This is a genomic window from Acidimicrobiales bacterium, from assembly GCA_036273495.1.
GTDB lineage: Bacteria > Actinomycetota > Acidimicrobiia > Acidimicrobiales > JAJPHE01 > DASSEU01.
Window position 1 is genome coordinate 1 of the sequence record DASUHN010000110.1, and the last position, 19,465, is coordinate 19,465.

Consider the following 19,465-nt stretch of genomic DNA (forward strand, 5'->3'; position numbering starts at 1 on the left):
GGCGCCACCAGCGCCCCGTGGCCGGCCGATGCCCCCAGCACCGCCGTGACCAGTGGCACCCGCCCCGAGCACCGGGCCTGGGCAATCATGTCGGTCGGCGCCCGGCCCCCGTGGGTGCGCCCGTCCGCCCTGAACCCGGCCCCCTCCAGCATCATCACCAGCGGGACCCGGTCACCGGCCGCGATCTCGGCCACCCGGTAGCGCTTCGAGTTGGCGGCCTGGCTGATCGTCCCCGCCTTCACGGTGAAGTCCTCCGCCGCCACCATCACCGGCCGGCCGTCGATCCGGCCCGACCCGATGACCACGGCGTCGGCAGGTGACTCCTCGCCCCCGACCAGAGTGCCGAGCTCCTGGAACGTCCCCGCGTCGAGCAGATGGTCGATGCGGGCCCGGGCGTCCATCTTGCCGGCGGCGCGGTGCTTCTCGAGCCGCTCCGGACCGCCCATGGCGCGTGCCGCGGCGCGGCGGCGCTGCAGCTGCTCGAGGACGTCGTCCCACCCGTCGGGATGGTCAGGATCGGTCATGGCGATGAAGGCCGGGATCGGTGAACCGGACGGTGGTTACCCTACGTCCCGATGGCCTCGGAGACCGGAGCCGCCGGCACGCCCTCCGACGAGCTCAGCGGGGTGCTCGGCACGGGCCGGACCGACGTCGGGCTCGTGTTCGTCTCGATGTCGGCGCGGGAGCCGGACGGGCGGGACGAGGAGTACCTGGTCTGGCACGGCCTCGACCACCGTCCCGAGCAGTACCGCCTGGACGCCCTCCGGGGCTCGCTGCGGCTGGTGTCCACTCCGGCCTGTCGCGCCGCCCGGGCCGCGAGCGATCCGCGTTACGACACCGTCGACCACGTCATGAGCTACCTGTTCTCCGATGCGGCCGGCCTGGAGCCGTTCCTGGCCCTCGGTCAGGCCCTGGGGAAGGGCGGGCGGATGCCGCTGCGGCTTCCCAGCATCGAGGCCGCCGTCTACGAGCTGGCCGGCACCGCGGCGGCGCCGCGGGTGCTCGTCGGCGCCGACGTGGTGCCCTGGCGCCCGGCGCGGGGCGTGTACCTGCTGATCGAGCAGGGGGCCGCCCCTGCCGGCGCCCTGACCGGTGTCCCCGGCGTGGCGGGGACGTGGTGGTACGCGGGAGCCGCCCTGCCCGCCCCGTGGCGCACCGACACCACCGGGATGCAGATCACCTACTGCTACCTCGACGACGACCCGGTGGCGGTGGCCGGGGAGCTGCGACCGGTGCTGGAGGAGCGGTGGGCCGGCGGCGAGGTCGTGCCGCTGTTGGCCGCGCCGTTCCACCCCGTGGTGCCCTTCGAGTGGGGCCGCCACCTGCCTTAGCCGGGGCCGTCGATGGTGGGGGGCGCCGGCCGCAGCCCGGCGAACAGGTCGGTCTCCGGGGTCAGCGTACCCGTCGGGTCCCGGAGACGGATGAACTCCTCGGTCCCGAAGATGTCGGCGAAGGCCGTCTCCGGCATCCGGAGGAAGAAGATGTTGTCGGACTGGCTGGCGTGGGCGGCCAGGGCGGCCCGCTTGGCCCCGACCCACGGGCGGCAGTCGACGGTGGCAGCTATGTCCTCGTCCGGTGACCCGAAGCGGCTCTGGTCCACGTCAGGAAGCTCGGCCCCGGCCTCGGCCGCCCGCTCCCCGAAGGCGGCCAGACGGGAGCGGCGCACCGTCGGGCAGTACAGCTTGGCCGGAAGCTCGGCCCGGTCCAACGCCGCCACCGTGATGCGGTGAGCCTGGATGTGGTCGGGATGGCCGTAGAAGCCGTAGGAGTCGTAGGTCACCACGACCTGGGGCCGGTACCGCATCATCAGCTCGGCCAGCCGCCCCGCCGCCACGTCGACCGGGACGTGCCAGAAGGCCTGGGGCGCCTCGTTGGTGTCCCAGCCCATCATCCCCGAGTCGTGATACCCGAGCAGCTCGAGGTCGGTCACCCCGAGCAGGCGGCAGCTCTCGGCCAGCTCCCGGCGGCGCAGCTCGACGACGGAAGCCTCGTCGTGGCCGTCCTGGCCCGGCTTCGAACCCCCCGGTCCGTCTCCGAGCTCCCCGTCGGTGCAGGTGACGAGGACGGTCCTGATCCCCTCGGCGGAGTAGCGGGCCAGGATCCCGCCGGTCGTGGACGCCTCGTCGTCGGGGTGGGCGTGCACCGCCATCAGGGTCAGCGCCGCCGCGCCCGGGTCCTCGGGGTTGGACGTGGTCACGGGCCCCAGTCTCCCGCGTCGGGGCCGTGGACTCGTCCCCGGCGGTACCCTCGCCCCGGTGTCCAGCCTCTCCCCGGTCGTTTTCGCCGGCCCCGACGCGGCTGCGGTGGAGCACTTCCGGGAGCAGGGCTGGGTGCTGATCCGGAGCCTCGACGCCGACGGGACGGCCCGGCTGCAGGAATGGGTCGGCGTGGTGGCGGCCTGGCCCGAGGAGCGGGGGTTGCTCCACTACCGAGAGATGAGCGACGGGGGACCCCAGCTGTGCCGGACCGAGAACTTCGTGCCCCTCCACGACGGCCTGCGCGAGCTGCTGGCCTCGGGTCCGATGCTGGAGACGGCCTCCGCCCTCCTCGGCCAGGCGGCCGTGCTCTACAAGGAGAAGATCAACTACAAGCTGCCCGGCGGGGCCGGGTACTCGCCGCACCAGGACGCGCCCGCCTATCCCTTCATCGACGTCCACGTCTCCTGCATGGTCGCCATCGACGACTCCTCGGAGGACAACGGCTGCCTGGAGGTGGTGTCCGGCGCCCACCACGAAGTGCTGCCGGTGGACGAGCGCGGGTGCATCCGCGCCGACGACGTGGCCCGGCTGACGTGGGCGCCCGTCGAGGTGAGGGCGGGGGAGACGCTGTGGTTCCACTCCCGCACCCCGCACCGCAGTGGGGCCAACCGTTCGAATGAGGCCAGGCGGGCGCTGTACCCCACCTACAACGCCGCCGCCGAAGGGGACCTGCGGGCCGAGTACTACCGGCACAAGCTGCAGCAGCTCTCCCTCCGGGAGGACGGCCAGCGGGTGCAGGTGTCGCTGATCGGGGACTTCGAAGGCAGGCGGGTCGAATGAGCGCCCGCTCGGTGGCCGAGGTGATCGAGCTGTATGACCGGCTGGGGGGAGATCCCTACGACGAGGTGGTGACCCAGGTGGCCCACGCCCTGCAGAGCGCGGCCCGGGCCCAGGACGCGGGGGCAGCGGACACGTTGGTCGCGGCGGCGCTGCTCCACGACGTCGGCCACCTGCTCGATCTCGACCGCGGTCCGGGCCCCACCGGGGCCGGAATTCGCGACGCCGACCTCCACCACGAGGACACGGGAGCGGCGTGGCTGCGGCCCCTCTTCCCACCCGAGGTAACGGCTCCGATAGCCCTCCACGTCCGGGCCAAGCGCTACCTCTGCGCCGTCGACCCCGCCTACCGGGACCGCCTATCGGAGGGTTCGGTGCGTAGCCTGGTCCTGCAGGGCGGACCGATGGCCGGAGACGAGGTCCAGCGGTTCGAGGCCCTCCCTGCGTCCTCCGACGCGGTGCTCCTGCGGCGGTGGGACGACGCCGCCAAGGTCGTCGGCGCCTCTACGCCCGCGCTGGCGGAGTACCGATCGCTCCTGCACGGGTTGGCGGCCACCGCCGAGCGGTAGCGTCGGGCCCCCCGCGGGAAGGAGGGCCGGTGACCGTCGAGGAGCTGGCGGCAAAGCAGGCCATCACCGAGGCGCTCTACCGGTACTGCCGGAGCCTCGACCGCATGGACGTGGCGCTGTACGCCACGGTGTTCGCTCCCGGGGCCGCCCTCGACTACGGCGAGCACTTCTCCGGCACGGCCGAGGAGTTCCGTGAGTGGGTGTGGGCGGCCCACGAGGGCATGCAGGCCCACTCGCACCAGATCACCAACGTCCTCGTCGAGGTCGACGCCTCCGGTGACCGGGCGGTGAGCGAGGCCTACGTGACGGTGTGCCTGCGGACCAGGCCGGCGGGAGGCACGGTGACCGACATCGTCGACCGGGGCCGCTACCTCGACCGCTGGACCCGAGGCAGGGACGGAGGCTGGCGGATCGCCCAGCGGCGGTTCCGCAGCGACGTCCAGCAGATCTCCGATGCCGGGTCCTCCCCGCCGGCCGGTGCCGTGCGGGACCCGACCGACCCCTCCTACGAGCTGTTCGGGACCTGAGCCTCGAGGACGACCCGGATGGCCCCGGCGGCGCGGTCGGCCGCGGTACGGAAGGCCTCAGGGGCCTCGTCGAGAGGGAAGCGGTGGGTGATGATCGTCCGGGGGATCTCGGGGTCGGCGGCCAGCATGGCGGCGGCGTCCACGAACTCCCGCCCGCCGTCGTGGGCGCAGTAGGCGAGGGACGGCACGACCCGCGCCTCCTTGAGGAACAGCGGCAGCCAGTCGAGCTGGACCGGTCCGAAGTGGACCCCGAGGACGCTGATGGTCCCGCCCGGCGCGACCAGCTCGACACACCGGGCCAGGCTCTCGGGCGTTCCCGCCGCCTCGATCACCGCCTCGTAGGTGCCCTGCGTGCCGACGTGCGCCCCCAGCCGTTCCCCGGCGGCGCGCTGATGGGGGTGGCGCGCCTCGAGCCCCACCTCCTCAGCCCCCTGCTTTCGGGCCCCGGCCACCGCCAGCAGCCCGAGGGCGCCACCACCGACTACCGCGACCCTCTGGCCCGGACCGGTGGCGGCCAGGCGGAGGGCGTGCCACGAGACTGCGGCCGGCTCCACCAGCGAGGCGTCGCCCAGATCGAGGCCCTCCGGAACAGGGACCAGGCGGGCCGGCGGGGCCCGGAAGTGCTCCGCCATCCCGCCGTCGGCCGACAGGCCCAGGGCCCGCTCACGGTGGGCCTCGGCGCAGAGGTTGTAGGCGCCGCGGCGGCACGGCCCACAGTCCCCGCACCCCCACACCGCCTCGACGACGACCGGCGTGCCGTCGGCGCGGACGCCAGCCAGCTCGTGACCGAGGATCTTCCGGGTCCCGATGTTGAGGTACCCGAGGTCGGAGCCGCAGATGCCCATGGCCCGCATGGCCAGGAGCTCCCCGGCGCCGGGCGGCTCGTCGAGGTCGACGACGTCCACTCCGCCTGCCGCCCCCCGTACCGCCTTCACGACCGGATCGTATTCTGGCCCCGAGCCAGGAGGAGCGCCGATGCCGTGGGACTTCGAGACCGATCCGGAGTACCAGAAGAAGCTGGACTGGACGGCGGAATTCGTACGGGAGGAGGTCGAGCCGCTCGACTACGTCTTCCCGCACCTCCAGTTCGTGGCCCTGGACGAGACCCGGCGCCGGATCATCGACCCGCTGAAGGAGGAGGTGCGCCGCCAGGGCCTGTGGGCCACCCACCTCGGTCCCGAGCTGGGGGGCCAGGGCTTCGGCCAGCTCAAGTTGGCGCTCCTCAACGAGATCCTCGGACGGTCCCAATGGGCGTCGGTCGTGTTCGGGACCCAGGCGCCCGACACCGGCAACGCCGAGATCATCGCCCACTACGGCACGGAGGAGCAGAAGGACCGCTACCTTCAGCCGCTGCTCCACGGGGAGTGCTTCTCGTGCTACTCGATGACCGAGCCTCACGCCGGCGCCGACCCGACGCTGTTCCGGACCCGGGCGGTGAAGGACGGTCACGAGTGGGTCATCAGCGGGTGGAAGTACTTCTCCTCCAACGCCAAGACCGCCTCGTTCCTCATCGTCATGGCCGTCACCAACCCCGACGTGAGCCCGTACAAGGGGATGTCGATGTTCCTGGTCCCCACCGACACCCCGGGCGTGAAGCTCGAGCGCAACGTCGGGCTGTGGGGGGAGCCGATCAACGAGGGTTTCCACTCCCTGATCCACTACGACGACGTCCGGGTGCCCGAGGAGGCGCTGCTGGGAGGGGAGGGCCAGGCCTTCGTGATTGCCCAGACCCGTCTGGGTGGGGGTCGCATCCACCATGCCATGCGGACCATCGGCATGGCGCAGAAGGCCCTGGACATGATGTGCGAGCGGGCTCTGAGCCGGGAGACGGCCGGCAGCCTGCTGGCCGACAAGCAGTTCGTGCAGGGCTACATCGCCGACTCCTACGCCCAGCTGGTGCAGTTCCGCCTGTTCGTGCTGTACACGGCGTGGGAGATCGACAAGTACAACGACTACAAGCGGGTGCGCAAGGACATCGCCACCGCCAAGGTCGTCATGCCGACGGTCCTGCACGACATCGCCTGGCGCGCCATGCAGGTGCACGGGGCGCTGGGCACCACCAACGAGATGCCGTTCTTCGGGATGATCCACGGCGCCGGGGTCATGGGCCTGGCCGACGGCCCCACCGAGGTCCACAAGGTCACCGTGGCGCGCCAGCTGCTGCGGGACTACCGCGGCTCGGAGGGCATGTGGCCGAGCGAGTGGATCCCGGGGAAGCAGGAGGCGGCCCGGGCCAAGTTCGCCGAGTACCTCGAGCACGAGGTGGGCAACCTGTGATCGACGCCACCCGTCTCGAGACGTGGCTGGACGAGACGGGGCTCCCCGGCAAGGGGGAGCCGGTCGAGGTGGCGTACATATCGGGCGGCTCCCAGAACGAGATCTACGACGTCCGCCGGGGTGAGCTCCACGGCGCCCTACGCATCCCCCCGAGCGGGGCCCCCGAGAGCCGGGACGACGGGATCCTGCGGGAGTGGCGGATCATCGAGGCTCTCGACGGAACCGAGGTTCCCCACACCGCCGCCCTCGGCGTCTGCCGGGACCGGTCGGTCCTCGGGCGCACCTTCTATCTCATGGGCTACGTCGAGGGTTGGTCCCCGATGAACACCGACGGGTGGCCGGCCCCGTTCGACACCGACCTGGAGGCCCGGAAGGGACTGGCGTACCAGCTGGTCGAGGGCATAGCCCTGCTCGGCAACGTCGACTGGAAGGAGAAGGGCCTGCACGACCTGGGGCGCCCCGACGGCTTCCACGAGAGACAGGTCGACCGGTGGACGGCGTTCCTCGAGCGGATCAAGGGCCGGGAGCTGCCCGGGTTCGACGAGGCGGCCTCGTGGCTGCGGAGCCACCGCCCGATCGACTTCGTCCCGGGACTGATGCACGGGGACTACCAGTTCGCCAACGTGATGTTCCGCCACGGAGGACCGGCGCGCCTGGCCGCCATCATCGACTGGGAGATGGGCACGGTCGGGGACCCCAAGCTCGACCTGGGCTGGGTGGTCCACGGGTGGCCGGAGGACACCAGCACCCCCCACGACGCCTTCGCCAGCTACGCCGACATGTACGGGATGCCCTCGCGCGACCAGATCGTCGGGCACTACGCGTCGGTGTCGGGCCGGCCGGTCGACGACATCGACTACTACTGCGTCCTCGCCAAGTGGAAGCTGGCGGTGGTGCTCGAACAGGGATACCAGCGCGCCGGTGACGACGAGAAGCTGCAGGCGTTCGGGCCCATCGTGCTCAGGCTCATGGAGGAGGCGGGTCACCTGGCGGAGTCCACGGACTACAAGGCATGAGGTGGCGGAGGGTGGAGGCGTGACCGGCGCCGACGAGCTCGTACGGGAGCAGCGGGGCCCCGTCCTGGTGGCCCGGCTCAACCGGCCCGACGCCCGCAACGCCCTCAGCCCCGGCCTCATCAGGGAGATCGGGGCCGCCCTGACCGACGCCGAGTCCGACGACGCCGTTCGCGCCGTGGTGCTGACCGGCACCGGTGACCGGGCCTTCTGCGCCGGCATGGACCTGCGGGCCTTCGCCAGCGGTGAGCAGGCCGAAGCCGGTGGGGAAGGATCGGCCCGGGGCTTCCAGCGCCTGATCGAGGGACAGCTCACCGTGCCGGTGGTGGCCGCCGTCAACGGGGCGGCGGTCGCGGGCGGCTTCGAGCTGATGATGGGCTGCGATGTCGTCGTGGCCTCGTCGGCGGCGGTGTTCGGCCTGCCCGAGGTGAAGCGAGGTCTGTTCCCCGCCGGGGGCGGGACGTTCCTCGCCACCCGGATCCCGAGGGCGGTGGCGTCCGAGCTGCTGCTCACGGGGGACAACATTCCGGCCGAGCGCGCCTACGAGCTGGGCCTGGTGAACGTGGTGGTCCCTCCCGACGAGGTGCTCACCGCCGCCCTCGGCTACGCCGAGCGCATCGCCGCCAACGGTCCCCTCGGACTCGCTGCGGTCAAGGAGCTCATCCGTCTCGGCGTCTCGGACCCCGCCCGGGCGACCGAGCGCATGGCCCACTGGCAGCAGGTGGTGTTCAGCAGCGCCGATGCCCAGGAGGGGGCGCGGGCGTTCATCGAGCGGCGCCCGCCCGTCTGGCAGGGCCGTTGACCGGGTCGGTCAGGCTCCGGCGCGCTGCAGCAGCATCACCCCGGACGGGGTACCCCCGCCGGTCGTCACGACCGCGGTCGTAGCCTCCGGCACCTGCCTCTCCCCCGCCTCCCGGCGCAGCTGGGTGACGGCCTCGTAGATGAAGCCGAAGCCGTGGGTGCGGCCCTCGGACAGCTGGCCCCCGTGCGGGTTCACCGGGACGTCACCGTCGGGAGCGATACGCCTGCCCCCGTCCAGCCAGTCCTTGGCCTCCCCGATGCCGCAGAACCCGAGGCCCTCCAGCCAGGAGACGGCGTTGAAGGTGAACCCGTCGTACACCAGCGCCAGGTCGACGTCGCCGGGACCGAGGCCGGTGCGCGTCCACAGATGGGCGGACTGACCGAGGACCTGAGGCTCGTGGGTCACCGTGTCCTGGTCCCACGACACCCGTTCGAGGATCTGCGTCCCGACCGCCTCGACCCGGACGGCCGGCTTGGGCAGGTCGGGTGAGACGGACGCGTCCGACACCACCACCGCGATCGACGCGTCGCAGGGGACGTCGCAGTCGTAGAGGCCGAAGGGGCTGGTGATGGGACGAGCGGAGAGGTAGTCGTCCATCGTCATCGGGTCGCGGTAGATGGCGGCCGGGTTGCGCGCCGCGTTGGCCCGGCCGTTCAGTGCTATCCAACCGAGCATCTCCCGGGTGGCGCCGTAGCGGTGGAGGTACTGGTTGGCGTTCATGCCGATCCAGTGGGCCGCCGACATGGCGCCGAACGGGAAGCGCCACTCCCCGAACGACCCCGCCACCCGGCCGCCCCGTCCTCCGGCGCCGAGGCCCAGGGCGGCATAGGTCGACTCCCATACCGTGCGGAAGCACAGGACGTGGCGGCACAGCCCCGCCGCCACCGCCAGCATGCCGGCGATGACCGCCCCGCCCGGGCCGGGGATGTCCCCGCCCCCGTTGAACCAGGTGGGCCGCAGGCGCAGCGCCTCCTCGACGGCGGTGACCCCGCCCTCGCTCATCCCGCCTACGCCCCCGCCCGGATAGGTGGAGAGCCCGTCGATGTCCTCCAGGCGCAGTCCGGCGTCGGCCACCGCCTGCAGGCACGCGTCCACGGTGAGCGAGAGGGGGTCGACCATCAGCCGCCGCCCGAGCCCGGCCCGGCCGATCCCCGACAGCACCGTCCGGTGCTCGAAGCGCTCGGCCCCGATCGGCGGACGGGGCCGGGGTCGCTCCGGTTCGGGCACCCGGTCGACGGGGTCGGTCGACCCGGTCGGCTCGAACAGCGGGACCCACACGTCCTCGTGCTGCTCGAAGCGGACGGTCACCTCCTGGCCGACATGGACCTCGCCGGGTTCGCATCCGACGACGTTGGTCGTCAGGTGGACCGACGGGTCCTCGGCCAGGGCCACGTTGGCCACGACATACGGGGGGTCGAATCCCGGCAACCAGGGATGGGAGTTGACGGTGAAGCCCACCACGGTGGCCCGGCCCGAGACCACCGTCGCCTGGCGCGAGCGGCTGCGGCACCGGGGGCAGATCGGCACCGGCGGGTGGACTAGCTGCCCGCAGTCACCGCAGCCCTGCACCCGCAGCCGGCCGTCGGCGCCCGAGGTCCAGAACCATCCGCTGGCCGGGGTCAGCTCGGGTAGCGGTCTCACCTTGTTCCTTTCGTACCGTCCACGCCGGGGCGGCCGCGGCGCGCAGCGGCCGTCTCCCCCTCGGCCGGCCGACGATACGCTGCTCGTTCGGCGTCGACGTCGGAGAACGGGGGACGGATGCGGACCGTCGTCGTAGGTGCGTCCAGCGGCCTGGGCCGGTGCATCGGCATCGGTCTGGCGCAACGGGGGGCCCAGGTGGCCCTCCTGGCGCGCCGCATGGAGCTCCTGGCCGACGCCGCCAAGGAGGCCGGGCCCGGCACCCTGGCGGTGGCGTGCGACGTCACCGACCCCGACTCGTGCCGCTCGGCCATCGAGGAGGCGGCGGGGGGACTAGGCGGGATCGACGCCCTCGTGTACTCGACGGCGGTCGGGCCGCTGGCCCGGCTGGCCGACGTGGACGCCGCCACCTGGCGCCACACGTTCGACACCAACGTCATCGGCGCCTCACTGGTGACGGCGGCCGCCCTCCCCCACCTGGCCGAGGCGCACGGGGCGGCGGCGTACCTCTCGTCGGTCAGCGCCTCGATGACGCCGCCGTGGCCCGGCCTCGGCGCCTACATCGTGAGCAAGGCGGCCCTCGACAAGCTGGTCGAGGCGTGGCGGGTCGAGCATCCCCAGGTGGGCTTCACCCGGATCATCGTCGGGGACTGCACCGGAGGGGACGGCCCGGGGATGACCCAGTTCGCCAACGCGTGGGACCCGGAGCTGGCGGTGCAGATGGGAACGGAGTGGGCGGCGCGCGCCCTGCTGGCGGGGTCTCTCCTCGACGTCGAGGACCTGGTCCGCGCCGTCGACAACGTGCTGCGCTGCGGATCGGGGGCCACCATCCCCTCGGTGGCCGTGGTCCCGAGGGCGCCCGGATGACGATCCCGACGACGCTGAGGTTGTTGACCTCGGGAGGAGGCCGGACATGACCGTCACGCGCGAGAGCGACGTCTACTACGACCCCTACGACTTCGACATCGACACCGACCCCTACCCGGTGTGGAAGCGACTACGCGACGAGGCCCCGCTCTACTACAACGAGCGCTACGACTTCTACGCCCTGTCCCGCTTCGACGACGTCGAGAAGGGCCTGGTCGACTGGAAGACCTACATCTCGGGCAAGGGCTCGGTCCTGGAGATCATCAGGGCCAACTTCGAGATGCCCCCGGGCAGCATCCTCTTCGAGGACCCGCCCGCCCACGACCACCATCGCGGCCTGCTGTCCCGGGTGTTCACACCCAAGCGGATGGCGGCCATCGAGCCCCAGGTGCGCGAGTTCTGCGCCCGCTCGCTGGACCCGCTGGCCGGCAGCGGGGGCTTCGACTTCATCAGAGACCTCGGCGCCCAGATGCCGATGCGCACCATCGGCTACCTGCTGGGGATCCCCGAGGAGGACCAGGAGCGGATCCGGGACCGGCTCGACGCGGGGATGCGCCTCAAGGACGGCACCATGCCTGAGGACCGGCTGGCGGTGGCCACGGCGCCGGGCCGGGAGTTCGAGGAGTACATCGACTGGCGGGCCGAGCACCCCTCCGACGACCTCATGACCGACCTGTTGAACGCCACCTTCGAGGACGTGACCGGCACCGTGCGCACGCTCACCCGGGAGGAGGTCCTCAACTACATCAGTCTCCTGGCTGGAGCCGGCAACGAGACCACCACCCGGCTCATCGGCTGGGCCGGCAAGCTGCTGGCCGAGCACCCCGACCAACGCCAGGCGCTGCTGGAGGACCCGTCTCTCATCCCCAACGCCGTCGAGGAGCTCCTCCGCTACGAGGCCCCCTCGCCCGTCCAGGCCCGTTACGTCACCCGGGACGTCGAGTGGCACGGGCGGACCATGCCGGAGGGTGCGGTGGTGCTCATGCTCAACGGCGCCGCCAATCGCGACGAGCGCGAGTTCCCCGACCCCGACCGCTTCGACATCCACCGCCAGATCGGCCACCACCTCACCTTCGGCTACGGGATCCACTTCTGCCTGGGCAGCCACCTGGCCCGGCTCGAGGGGCGGGTGGCCCTGGACGAGGTCCTCAAGCGGTTCCCCCGCTGGGAGGTCGACTGGGACAACGCCGAGCAGGCCCACACCTCGACGGTGCGGGGCTGGGAGCGACTGCCGGTATTCACGGCCTAGACGGGGCCCGGGCCGGACCCGCCGAGAGGAGCAGCAATGAACCGAGACGACATGATCCTGCTGAGCATCGACGACCACTCGATCGAGCCCCCGGACATGTACGAGCGCCACGTCCCGGCCCGGTGGCGGGACCAGGCGCCGAAGATCGTGCGCAACGACCAGGGCATGGACATGTGGACCTTCCAGGGCCAGGCCACGTCCACCGCCTTCGGCATGGCAGCCACGGTGGGGTGGCCGGCCGAGGAGTGGGGCTTCAACCCGGGCGCCTTCTCCGAGCTCCGCCCGGGGTGCTTCGACGTCCACGAACGCGTACGGGACATGAACGCCAACGGGGTGCTGGCGTCGATGTGCTTCCCGACCATGGCCGGCTTCAACGCCCGCACCTTCACCGAGGCCGGTGACAAGGAGCTCTCCCTCGTGATGCTCCAGGCCTACAACGACTGGCACATCGACGACTGGTGCGGCTCCTATCCGGGCCGCTTCATCCCCCTCGGCATCGTGCCCATGTGGGACGTCGACCTGGCGGTGAAGGAGGTCCGGCGCATCGCCGCCAAGGGATGCCGGGCCATCAGCTTCCTCGAGGCGCCCCACTCCCAGGGCTGGCCGAGCTTCCTCTCCGGGCACTGGGACCCGATGCTGGCGGCCATCGTCGACGAGGACATGGTGCTGTGCCTGCACATCGGCGGCGCCTGGGACATCGTCAAGCTGGCGCCCGAGGCTCCCATCGACCACAAGATCGTCATCCCTACCCAGCTCACCATGCTGACCGCCCAGGACCTGCTGTTCGGGCCGACCCTGCGGCGCTTCCCGGACCTGCGGGTGGCGCTGTCCGAGGGCGGCATCGGCTGGATCCCCTTCTACCTCGAGCGCATCGACCGGCACTTCCGGAACCAGGCGTGGATCGGCAACGACTTCGGGGGCCGGCTCCCGTCGGAGGTGTTCCGGGACCACGTCCTGGCCTGCTTCATCACCGACCCCGTCGGGCTGAAGCTGCGCCACGAGATCGGGATCGACGTGATCGCGTGGGAATGCGACTACCCGCACACCGACACGACCTGGCCCAACAGTCCCGAGGTGGTGTGGGCCGAGTTCGAGGCGGCGGGCGTCCCCGACGAGGAGGTCCACAAGATCACGTGGGAGAACGCGGCCCGCTTCTTCGGGTGGGACCCGGTCTCCCAGCTGCCTCGGGAGCGGGCCACCGTGGCCGCCCTGCGGGCCCTGGCCGCCGACGTCGACACGACCCGGATGCCCCGCGCCGAATGGCGCCGGCGCAACGAGGCCGCCGGGATCGGCGCCGTCTGAGCCGGAGACCGGGCTACATGGCCCGGCGGAAGTCCAGCTCCCCCTCGACGGCGCGCACCATGCTGTCCTGCTCGAAGGACGCGAGCAGGCGCCCGTCCTCGGTGAAGCACAGCCCCCGGCCGTGGACCCGGCCCCGGCCGGCATAGGAAGCCTCGTAGCTGATCAGCACCCAGTCGCTCGCGTCGAAGCGCTCGTGGAAGCTGATGGTGTGCCCGATGACCCCGGTCGACACCGACCGGTGGGCGTCACCGATGCGGACCTTCTCGGCGTGGGGCCGCATGGCCAGCTCGATGATCGGGCCCGGGGTGCACCACGACAGCACGGCCTGGTGCACGGCGGGGCTGCCCGAGATCCCGGGCACCCGGACCCACTGCCACATGGCGGGGACCCCGCCGGCGGTGGCGTCGGGGGCGTCCACCCGGCGCACCTCGGCACCGGGATAGGCGAAGGACTGGGCCGGAGCCGCCTGGTCGGGCCCGGGCACCTCGGGCATGGACAACTCGTGGCGCATGAGGTCGGGATCGTCGATGCTCAACAGCACCAACGACCGCGACAGGAGCTTCCCGTTCTGGGTGGCGGTGACCGTGTTGCTGGCCCACGTCCGCCCCGCCTGCATCACGTCGACCTCGAGCTCGATCGGCATCGTGTACGACCCCGCCCGGGCAAAGAGGGCGTGTACCGACTTCGCGTCCTTGCTTCCCTCGACCGAGCGGTCCGCCGCCATGATCATCTGGGCGATCAGCTGACCGCTGAAGACCACGTCGCGGCCCTCGGCCGACTCGCTCGGGTGTCTGACCCGGAGGCGACCCCCTTCGGCGTCGTCCAGCTGGAGGAGGTCGGGGGTGTCGGTCATCGGCCGGCACGCTAGCCCTGGCACGTTCCGGACGTCGATGCCAAGATGACGGCCTTCACCTCGGCAAAAGGGGGCCAATCGTGAGCCTGTTCGATGCGTTCCGGTACGACGGGAAGCGCGCCCTGGTGGTCGGGGGAGCCACGGGCATGGGTGCGGCCACGGCCCAGCTGGCGCTCGACGCGGGGGCCGAGGTGGTGGTGATGGACTTCGCCGACATCAACCTGCCCGGCGCCAAGGCCATCCACCTGAACCTGGCCGACAAGGACTCGATCGACAAGGCCGTCGACGAGTGCGGTGGGCCGGTCCACGCCCTGTTCGCCTGCGCCGGCGTGGCCGACGGGACCCCCGGCATCGAGAAGATCAACTTCATCGGCCACCGGCGCCTGATCGACCGCATGCTGGCCGGGAACTTGCTGCCCCGGGGCTCCGCCATCGGGTTCATCTCCTCCGCCGCCGGGCTCGGGTGGGAGACCAACCTCGACCAGATCGTCGAGTACCTCGACATCGCCGACTTCGACGCCGCCTCGGCGTGGGCCGTCGAGCACAACCACGCCGACTACATGTGGAGCAAGCAGACCATCTGCGCCTACGTCGGCCGCCAGGCCTACCCGCTCCTCAAGCAGGGCATCCGGATCAACGCCATCTGCCCCGGGCCCACCGACACCCCCTTGGCCCAGGCCAACAAGGATCTGTGGCTGGGCTTCGGCGCCGACTACCGCGGCGACCTCGGCATCGAGGCGTCGACGCCACTCGAGCAGGCGTACCCGTTGGTGTTCCTCTGCAGCGAGGCCGCCTCGGTAATCAGCGGCATAACCATGATCACCGACGCCGGCTACATCAGCTCGGGCGTGACCAAGTCGTTCCCGGCCGCGACCGAGGTGGCCAACTTCCTCCTCGGCCGGTACTGAGGGCCCGCCGGTCCGGGCGAGGACCGGCGGACCGGTCAGGCGGTGGCGGCGGTGGCCTCGCCCAGGTAGCGGTCGAGAACCTCGGGTCCGGCGTCGGCGGCCCGACCCGACCACCCGACCCGGCCCCGCCCGAGGATCACGCAGTCGTCGGCCAGCTGGAGGGCCCGGTGGACGAACTGCTCGATGAGCAGGACGGTGATCCCCTGGCGCCGGGCCCGCTCCAGACCCTCGAACACCGCGTCCACGACCAGAGGCGCCAGGCCGAGGGACATCTCGTCGGCGATCACCAGCTGGGGGTCGACGGCCAGGGCCCGGGCCAGCGCCAGCATCTGCTGCTCGCCTCCGGACAGGCTCCCGGCCCGCTGGTAGCGACGCTCGCCCAGGACCCGGAACAGCTCGACCGCCTTGTCCATGGCGGCCTCGCGCTCGGCCCGGCCACCCGACTGGCGCACCGCCATGCGGAGGTTGTCGAGCACCGACAGGCCCGGGAAGATCCCCCGGCCCTCGGGGATGTAGGTGAGCCCGGCCCGCCGGCGGCGGTGGGCGGGCCAGCGGGTGATGTCCCGACCGTCGTACTCGATGGTCCCGGAGGTGACCGGAACCAGGCCCGACAGGGCCCGGGCCAGGGTGCTCTTGCCCGCCCCGTTGGGACCGAGCACCGCCACCATGCGCCCTCGAGGCAGGTCGAGGGAGACCTCGAAGAGGGCCCGGGACGGCCCGTAGCGGACGTCGAGGTCCTGGGCCCGGAGGATCGGGGCGTCGGGCGCGGCGGTGGCGGGCATAAAGCGAAGATGCCACAGGTCCGCACCGGGGACAACGGCGGGACACCCCGCCGATAATGTCGACCCATGGGTAGCGAGGGACTCCACGAAGCGGCCGAGCTGCTCGACGAGGCGACCGTCGACCACCACCGGGCGGTCACCTCACTCGTCGAGGAGCTGGAGGCGGTCGACTGGTACGACCAGCGGGTCAAGGCCACCACGGACTCGAGCCTGGCGGCGGTGCTGGCCCACAACCGCGACGAGGAGAAGGAGCACGCCTGCATGACCCTCGAGTGGCTGCGCCGCCGGGACCCGGTGCTCGACGCCCACCTCCGCACCTATCTCTTCACCACCGAGCCGATCACCGAGGTCGAGGCCGGGGTGGAGTCGGCCGGCGGCGGGGGCAGCCGGGCCGGGGGCGGCGGCGGTGCGGGCCGGAGCGCGGGGAGCAGCGGGTCGCTCGGCATCGGCACCCTGAAAGGAACCGAGTGATGGACCATCTCTTCCGGGACCTGGCCCCGGTCTCCGATGCGGCGTGGGAGCAGATCGAGCAGGAGGCCAAGAGCCGGCTCACCACCCACCTGGCCGCCCGGAAGCTGGTGGACTTCTCCGGTCCCCACGGTTGGGAGCACTCCTCCGTCAACCTCGGCTGCACGGCCACGGTGGCGGGACCGACCGACGGCGTGACCGCCGCCCAGCGCCGGGTCCTCCCCGTCGTCGAGCTGCGGGCCGGCTTCGGCGTCAGCCGGGCCGCCGTGGAGGATGCCGATCGGGGCGCCGACGACGTCGACCTCGGGGAGCTGGACGAAGCCGTGCGCCAGATGGCGCTGGCCGAGAACGTCGCGGTCTTCCACGGCTACTCCGCCGGCGGGATGCAGGGCATAACCGAGCGCAGCTCCCACCCCCCGCTGGCCATCGAGAAGGACATGGAGAAGTACCCGAGGGTGGTGGCCCGGGCGGCCGACGTCCTGCGGCGGGCGGGGATCGAGGGGCCCTACGGGCTGGCGATCAGCCCCGAGATCTACACCGGCATCGTCGAGACGACCGAGCACGGCGGCCACCTGCTGTTCGACCACCTCCGCCAGATCCTCGGCGGACCCCTCGTGTGGGCGGCCGGCGTGGAGGGCGGGGTGGTCGTGAGCCTGCGCGGCGGGGACTTCGTCCTCGACTGCGGCCAGGACCTGTCGATCGGCTACCGCGACCACGACGCCCAGATGGTCCGGCTGTACATCGAGGAGAGCTTCACCTTCCGCGTGGTCGAGCCCGACGCCGCCGTCGTGCTCCAGCCCCGGGCCTGACGCCGGCCGGTCAGCGGACGGGCTCACGTCCCGCCGGTTGGGAGGGGGCGGGCCGCGCCACCGGCTCCGGGATGGCCCGGGCCAGCTCCTGGCCCTCCTTCACCTCGACCGCCTCCCCGTAGTGGGAGAACCCGAGCGGGGCGCCCTGCAGCAGCCGGTACGTCACTCCGCGGCGATCCACCGTGATCCGCAGACGGCGGGAGCGGTAGGAGACGTGGAAGCACAGGCGCCCGATGGCCGGGGGTAGACAGGGCCGGAGCGACAGCCCTTCGTCGGTGAGCCGCATCCCACCGAATCCGTCGACCAGGGCTATCCACGCCCCCGCCAGCGAGGCGATGTGCACCCCGTCGCGGGTGTTGTGCTCGAGGTCGGCCAGGTCCATGAGGACCGCCTCGCGCAGATAGCGGTAGGCGAGGTCGAGGTGGCCGACCTCGGCCGCCATCACCGCCTGGGTGCAGGCCGACAGCGACGAGTCCCGGACGGTCAGCGGCTCGTAGTAGTCGAAGTCGCGGCCCTTCTCCTCGGCGGTGAATGCGTCGCCGCGCAGATGCAGGGCCAGCACCAGGTCCGCCTGCTTGACGACCTGCTTCCGGTAGAGATCGAAGTACGGGTAGTGCAGCAGCAGGGGGTAGTGGTCGGGGGGAGTGGAGGCGAAGTCCCAGACCTGGTGGTCGGTGAACCCGTCGGCCTGCGGGTGGACGCCGAGGCGCTCGTCGTACGGGACGTACATGGCGTCGGCGGCGGCCCGCCACGCCACCACCTCCTCGTCCGTCACCCCCAGCTCGCGTGCGTGCTCACGGTGCCGGCCGGCCGACACCGCCGCCGCCCGCAGGTTCAGCTGGGCCATCAGGTTGGTGTAGACGTTGTTGTCGGCCACCGCGCTGTACTCGTCGGGACCGGTCACCCCGTCGATGCGGAACCGTCCGGCCCCGTCGCGATGGCCGAGAGAGAGCCACAGCCGGGCCGTCTCGACCAGCAGCTCGACGCCGGCCTCGAGCTCGAACTCCCGGTCCTCGGTGGCGCGCAGGTAGCGCACGACCGCGTAGGCCACGTCGGCGCCGATGTGGAACGCCGCCGTGCCCGCCGGCCAGTAGCTCGAGCACTCCTGGCCGTTGATCGTGCGCCACGGAAAGGCGGCCCCGGCCAGACCGAGCTGGCGCGCCCGCTCCCGGGCCGCCGGGAGGGAACGGTGCCGCCACCGGAGAGCGTCGGCCACGGCCGCCGGGTTGGCCATGGTGAGCAGGCCCAGCACGTAGATCTCGGTGTCCCAGAAGGCGTGCCCGTCGTAGCCCGGTCCGGTCAGGCCCTTGGCCGCTATGGGGCGCCGCTCGGCCCGGGCGCCGGCCTGCAGGACGTGGAACATGGCGAAGCGCACGCCCTGCTGGGTCTCGGGATCACCGTCGAGCTCCACGTCCGCCCGATCCCAGAAGTCGTCCAGGTAGGCGCGCTGCTCGGTCACCAGACCGTCCCATCCGGTGTGGGCGGCGGCCTGGATGGCCCCCCGGACCTGGTCGTGGACGGCGGGTCGCGACCGCTGGGCGGACCAGCCGTAGGCCAGGAGCTTGGTGACGGTCAGCGTCTGCCCGGGGGCCAGCCGGCCCACGACGGTGGTGCGCGCCACGTCGCTGATCGACTCGGCCGAGACCTCCATCGCGGACTCGGCCTCGACGGTGTGCTGCATGGCCGCCGCCACCCGGAGACCGCTGGCGCGCACCCGGTGGACGAGGAGGGCCCCGCCCTCGAGGGCCAGGTCCTCCTCCCCCTCGAGCGGGGCGTCGAGGGCCGCCGCCACGCGAGGGTCGCCGGAGAGGGCGGGCACCGACTCGTTGGCGACCAGCTCGGACTGCACCACCACACCCACCGGGCGGTCCAACGCCTCCACCTCGTAGCGGACGGCCGCCACCGACCGCTGCACGAACGACACCAGGCGGATCGACCGCACGCGCACCCGGGTCCCGGCCGGGCTGCGCCACTCCAGGTCGCGCGTCAGGTGGCCGGCGCGCAGGTCGAGGCAGCGCCGGTGGGAGAGGAGGTCCCCGTAGCGCACGTCCAGCGGCTCGTCGTCCACGAGGAGGCGGATCAGCTTGCCGTTGGTCACGTTCACGATGGTCTGGCCCGACTCGGGGTAGCCGTAGCCGGCCTCGGCGTACGGCAGGGGCCGCAGCTCGTACACCGAGTTGAGGTAGGTGCCCGGCAGGCCGTAGGGCTCCCCCTCGTCGAGGTTGCCCCGCAGGCCGAGGTGCCCGTTGGACAGGGCGAAGATCGACTCCGTCTGGGCCAGCACGCCCAGGTCCAGCTCGGTCTCGGTGACCCGCCACGGCTCGACGATGAACGACGGGTGGCTGAACATCCGGCTCCTGCTCCCG

At 72.0% G+C, this 19,465-nt stretch carries 20 protein-coding genes; 13 read left to right on the forward strand and 7 right to left on the reverse strand.

Annotated elements, in window-relative coordinates:
- Window positions 1-524: carboxyl transferase domain-containing protein (locus tag VFW24_04500; GenBank protein ID HEX5266009.1), on the reverse strand; the 524-nt coding region annotated here is incomplete at its 3' end.
- 51 nt (window positions 525-575) lie between these two features.
- Between VFW24_04500 and VFW24_04505 the strand changes: the two genes are divergently transcribed.
- Complete coding sequence (locus VFW24_04505; GenBank protein ID HEX5266010.1) at window positions 576-1,331, forward strand: hypothetical protein; 756 nt, start codon at window positions 576-578, stop codon at window positions 1,329-1,331.
- On the opposite strand, the gene VFW24_04510 is transcribed toward VFW24_04505, so the two are convergent.
- The gene (locus tag VFW24_04510) at window positions 1,328-2,197 is read right to left on the reverse strand and encodes a PIG-L family deacetylase (GenBank protein ID HEX5266011.1); all 870 of its coding nucleotides are present in this window, start codon (window positions 2,195-2,197) and stop codon (window positions 1,328-1,330) included. The two genes, VFW24_04505 and VFW24_04510, sit on opposite strands and share 4 nt — an antisense overlap.
- A 58-nt stretch (window positions 2,198-2,255) precedes the next feature.
- Here VFW24_04510 and VFW24_04515 point away from each other — a divergent pair, with 58 nt between their 5' ends.
- Genes VFW24_04515 through VFW24_04525 form a run of 3 tightly spaced genes read left to right on the forward strand, consistent with a single transcriptional unit; the run spans window position 2,256 to window position 4,131 of the window.
- Window positions 2,256-3,038 carry a phytanoyl-CoA dioxygenase family protein gene (locus tag VFW24_04515; protein ID HEX5266012.1) on the forward strand — a complete coding sequence of 261 codons (783 nt, stop codon included), beginning with the start codon at window positions 2,256-2,258 and terminating at the stop codon, window positions 3,036-3,038.
- Window positions 3,035-3,604 carry an HD domain-containing protein gene (locus VFW24_04520; GenBank protein HEX5266013.1) on the forward strand — a complete coding sequence of 190 codons (570 nt, stop codon included), beginning with the start codon at window positions 3,035-3,037 and terminating at the stop codon, window positions 3,602-3,604. Before VFW24_04515 ends, VFW24_04520 begins: the two co-directional genes overlap by 4 nt.
- 29 nt (window positions 3,605-3,633) lie before the next feature.
- Window positions 3,634-4,131 (forward strand): nuclear transport factor 2 family protein, encoded by a 498-nt coding sequence (locus tag VFW24_04525; GenBank protein ID HEX5266014.1) that lies wholly within the window; start codon window positions 3,634-3,636, stop codon window positions 4,129-4,131.
- Here VFW24_04525 and VFW24_04530 read toward each other — a convergent pair.
- Window positions 4,110-5,066, reverse strand: coding sequence for an alcohol dehydrogenase catalytic domain-containing protein (locus VFW24_04530; GenBank protein ID HEX5266015.1), 957 nt, complete (start codon window positions 5,064-5,066; stop codon window positions 4,110-4,112). The genes VFW24_04525 and VFW24_04530 overlap by 22 nt on opposite strands.
- 40 nt (window positions 5,067-5,106) lie before the next feature.
- Here VFW24_04530 and VFW24_04535 point away from each other — a divergent pair, with 40 nt between their 5' ends.
- From VFW24_04535 to VFW24_04545, 3 genes are read left to right on the forward strand one after another with little or no spacing between them, the layout of a single operon-like run.
- Complete coding sequence (locus VFW24_04535; protein ID HEX5266016.1) at window positions 5,107-6,408, forward strand: acyl-CoA dehydrogenase family protein; 1,302 nt, start codon at window positions 5,107-5,109, stop codon at window positions 6,406-6,408.
- A complete protein-coding gene (locus tag VFW24_04540; GenBank protein HEX5266017.1) occupies window positions 6,405-7,424 on the forward strand; it encodes a phosphotransferase family protein in 1,020 nt (339 codons plus the stop codon). The genes VFW24_04535 and VFW24_04540 overlap by 4 nt, the downstream gene beginning before the upstream one ends.
- Window positions 7,425-7,443: 19 nt before the next feature.
- Window positions 7,444-8,223 carry an enoyl-CoA hydratase-related protein gene (locus tag VFW24_04545; GenBank protein HEX5266018.1) on the forward strand — a complete coding sequence of 260 codons (780 nt, stop codon included), beginning with the start codon at window positions 7,444-7,446 and terminating at the stop codon, window positions 8,221-8,223.
- Between the two features lie 9 nt (window positions 8,224-8,232).
- On the opposite strand, the gene VFW24_04550 is transcribed toward VFW24_04545, so the two are convergent.
- A complete protein-coding gene (locus tag VFW24_04550) occupies window positions 8,233-9,864 on the reverse strand; it encodes an OB-fold domain-containing protein (protein ID HEX5266019.1) in 1,632 nt (543 codons plus the stop codon).
- Window positions 9,865-9,981: 117 nt separating this feature from the next.
- On the opposite strand from VFW24_04550, the gene VFW24_04555 reads away from it, so the two are divergent.
- Genes VFW24_04555 through VFW24_04565 form a run of 3 tightly spaced genes read left to right on the forward strand, consistent with a single transcriptional unit; the run spans window position 9,982 to window position 13,279 of the window.
- The gene (locus VFW24_04555; protein HEX5266020.1) at window positions 9,982-10,728 is read left to right on the forward strand and encodes an SDR family oxidoreductase; all 747 of its coding nucleotides are present in this window, start codon (window positions 9,982-9,984) and stop codon (window positions 10,726-10,728) included.
- Window positions 10,729-10,774: 46 nt separating this feature from the next.
- On the forward strand, window positions 10,775-11,977 hold the full coding sequence (locus VFW24_04560) for a cytochrome P450 (GenBank protein ID HEX5266021.1): 1,203 nt from the start codon (window positions 10,775-10,777) through the stop codon (window positions 11,975-11,977).
- Between the two features lie 36 nt (window positions 11,978-12,013).
- Window positions 12,014-13,279 carry an amidohydrolase family protein gene (locus tag VFW24_04565; GenBank protein ID HEX5266022.1) on the forward strand — a complete coding sequence of 422 codons (1,266 nt, stop codon included), beginning with the start codon at window positions 12,014-12,016 and terminating at the stop codon, window positions 13,277-13,279.
- A 13-nt stretch (window positions 13,280-13,292) separates the two neighbouring features.
- On the opposite strand, the gene VFW24_04570 is transcribed toward VFW24_04565, so the two are convergent.
- A complete protein-coding gene (locus VFW24_04570; protein HEX5266023.1) occupies window positions 13,293-14,132 on the reverse strand; it encodes an acyl-CoA thioesterase domain-containing protein in 840 nt (279 codons plus the stop codon).
- Between the two features lie 80 nt (window positions 14,133-14,212).
- On the opposite strand from VFW24_04570, the gene VFW24_04575 reads away from it, so the two are divergent.
- Entirely contained in the window at window positions 14,213-15,040 is an 828-nt protein-coding gene (locus VFW24_04575) for an SDR family oxidoreductase (GenBank protein HEX5266024.1), read from the forward strand.
- Between the two features lie 35 nt (window positions 15,041-15,075).
- Here VFW24_04575 and VFW24_04580 read toward each other — a convergent pair whose 3' ends face one another.
- Window positions 15,076-15,822, reverse strand: coding sequence for an ABC transporter ATP-binding protein (locus VFW24_04580; GenBank protein ID HEX5266025.1), 747 nt, complete (start codon window positions 15,820-15,822; stop codon window positions 15,076-15,078).
- A gap of 66 nt (window positions 15,823-15,888) precedes the next feature.
- On the opposite strand from VFW24_04580, the gene VFW24_04585 reads away from it, so the two are divergent.
- Both VFW24_04585 and VFW24_04590 read left to right on the forward strand, forming a co-directional pair.
- Window positions 15,889-16,293 (forward strand): encapsulin-associated ferritin-like protein, encoded by a 405-nt coding sequence (locus VFW24_04585; GenBank protein HEX5266026.1) that lies wholly within the window; start codon window positions 15,889-15,891, stop codon window positions 16,291-16,293.
- Window positions 16,293-17,099 carry a family 1 encapsulin nanocompartment shell protein gene (locus VFW24_04590; GenBank protein HEX5266027.1) on the forward strand — a complete coding sequence of 269 codons (807 nt, stop codon included), beginning with the start codon at window positions 16,293-16,295 and terminating at the stop codon, window positions 17,097-17,099. The genes VFW24_04585 and VFW24_04590 overlap by 1 nt, the downstream gene beginning before the upstream one ends.
- Before the next feature lie 10 nt (window positions 17,100-17,109).
- On the opposite strand, the gene VFW24_04595 is transcribed toward VFW24_04590, so the two are convergent.
- A complete protein-coding gene (locus VFW24_04595; protein ID HEX5266028.1) occupies window positions 17,110-19,449 on the reverse strand; it encodes a glycoside hydrolase family 65 protein in 2,340 nt (779 codons plus the stop codon).
- Window positions 19,450-19,465: the final 16 nt, after the last annotated feature.

Excerpts from the sequence above, each read along its gene's own strand:
- VFW24_04505 (HEX5266010.1), top strand. The coding sequence starts at position 576 with ATGGCCTCGGAGACCGGAGCCGCCGGCACGCCCTCCGACGAGCTCAGC.
- VFW24_04520 (HEX5266013.1), top strand. The coding sequence starts at position 3,035 with ATGAGCGCCCGCTCGGTGGCCGAGGTGATCGAGCTGTATGACCGGCTG.
- VFW24_04535 (HEX5266016.1), top strand. The coding sequence starts at position 5,107 with ATGCCGTGGGACTTCGAGACCGATCCGGAGTACCAGAAGAAGCTGGAC.
- VFW24_04555 (HEX5266020.1), top strand. The coding sequence starts at position 9,982 with ATGCGGACCGTCGTCGTAGGTGCGTCCAGCGGCCTGGGCCGGTGCATC.
- VFW24_04560 (HEX5266021.1), top strand. The coding sequence starts at position 10,775 with ATGACCGTCACGCGCGAGAGCGACGTCTACTACGACCCCTACGACTTC.
- VFW24_04565 (HEX5266022.1), top strand. The coding sequence starts at position 12,014 with ATGAACCGAGACGACATGATCCTGCTGAGCATCGACGACCACTCGATC.
- VFW24_04570 (HEX5266023.1), bottom strand. The coding sequence starts at position 14,132 with ATGACCGACACCCCCGACCTCCTCCAGCTGGACGACGCCGAAGGGGGT.
- VFW24_04580 (HEX5266025.1), bottom strand. The coding sequence starts at position 15,822 with ATGCCCGCCACCGCCGCGCCCGACGCCCCGATCCTCCGGGCCCAGGAC.
- VFW24_04585 (HEX5266026.1), top strand. The coding sequence starts at position 15,889 with ATGGGTAGCGAGGGACTCCACGAAGCGGCCGAGCTGCTCGACGAGGCG.
- VFW24_04590 (HEX5266027.1), top strand. The coding sequence starts at position 16,293 with ATGGACCATCTCTTCCGGGACCTGGCCCCGGTCTCCGATGCGGCGTGG.
- VFW24_04595 (HEX5266028.1), bottom strand. The coding sequence starts at position 19,449 with ATGTTCAGCCACCCGTCGTTCATCGTCGAGCCGTGGCGGGTCACCGAG.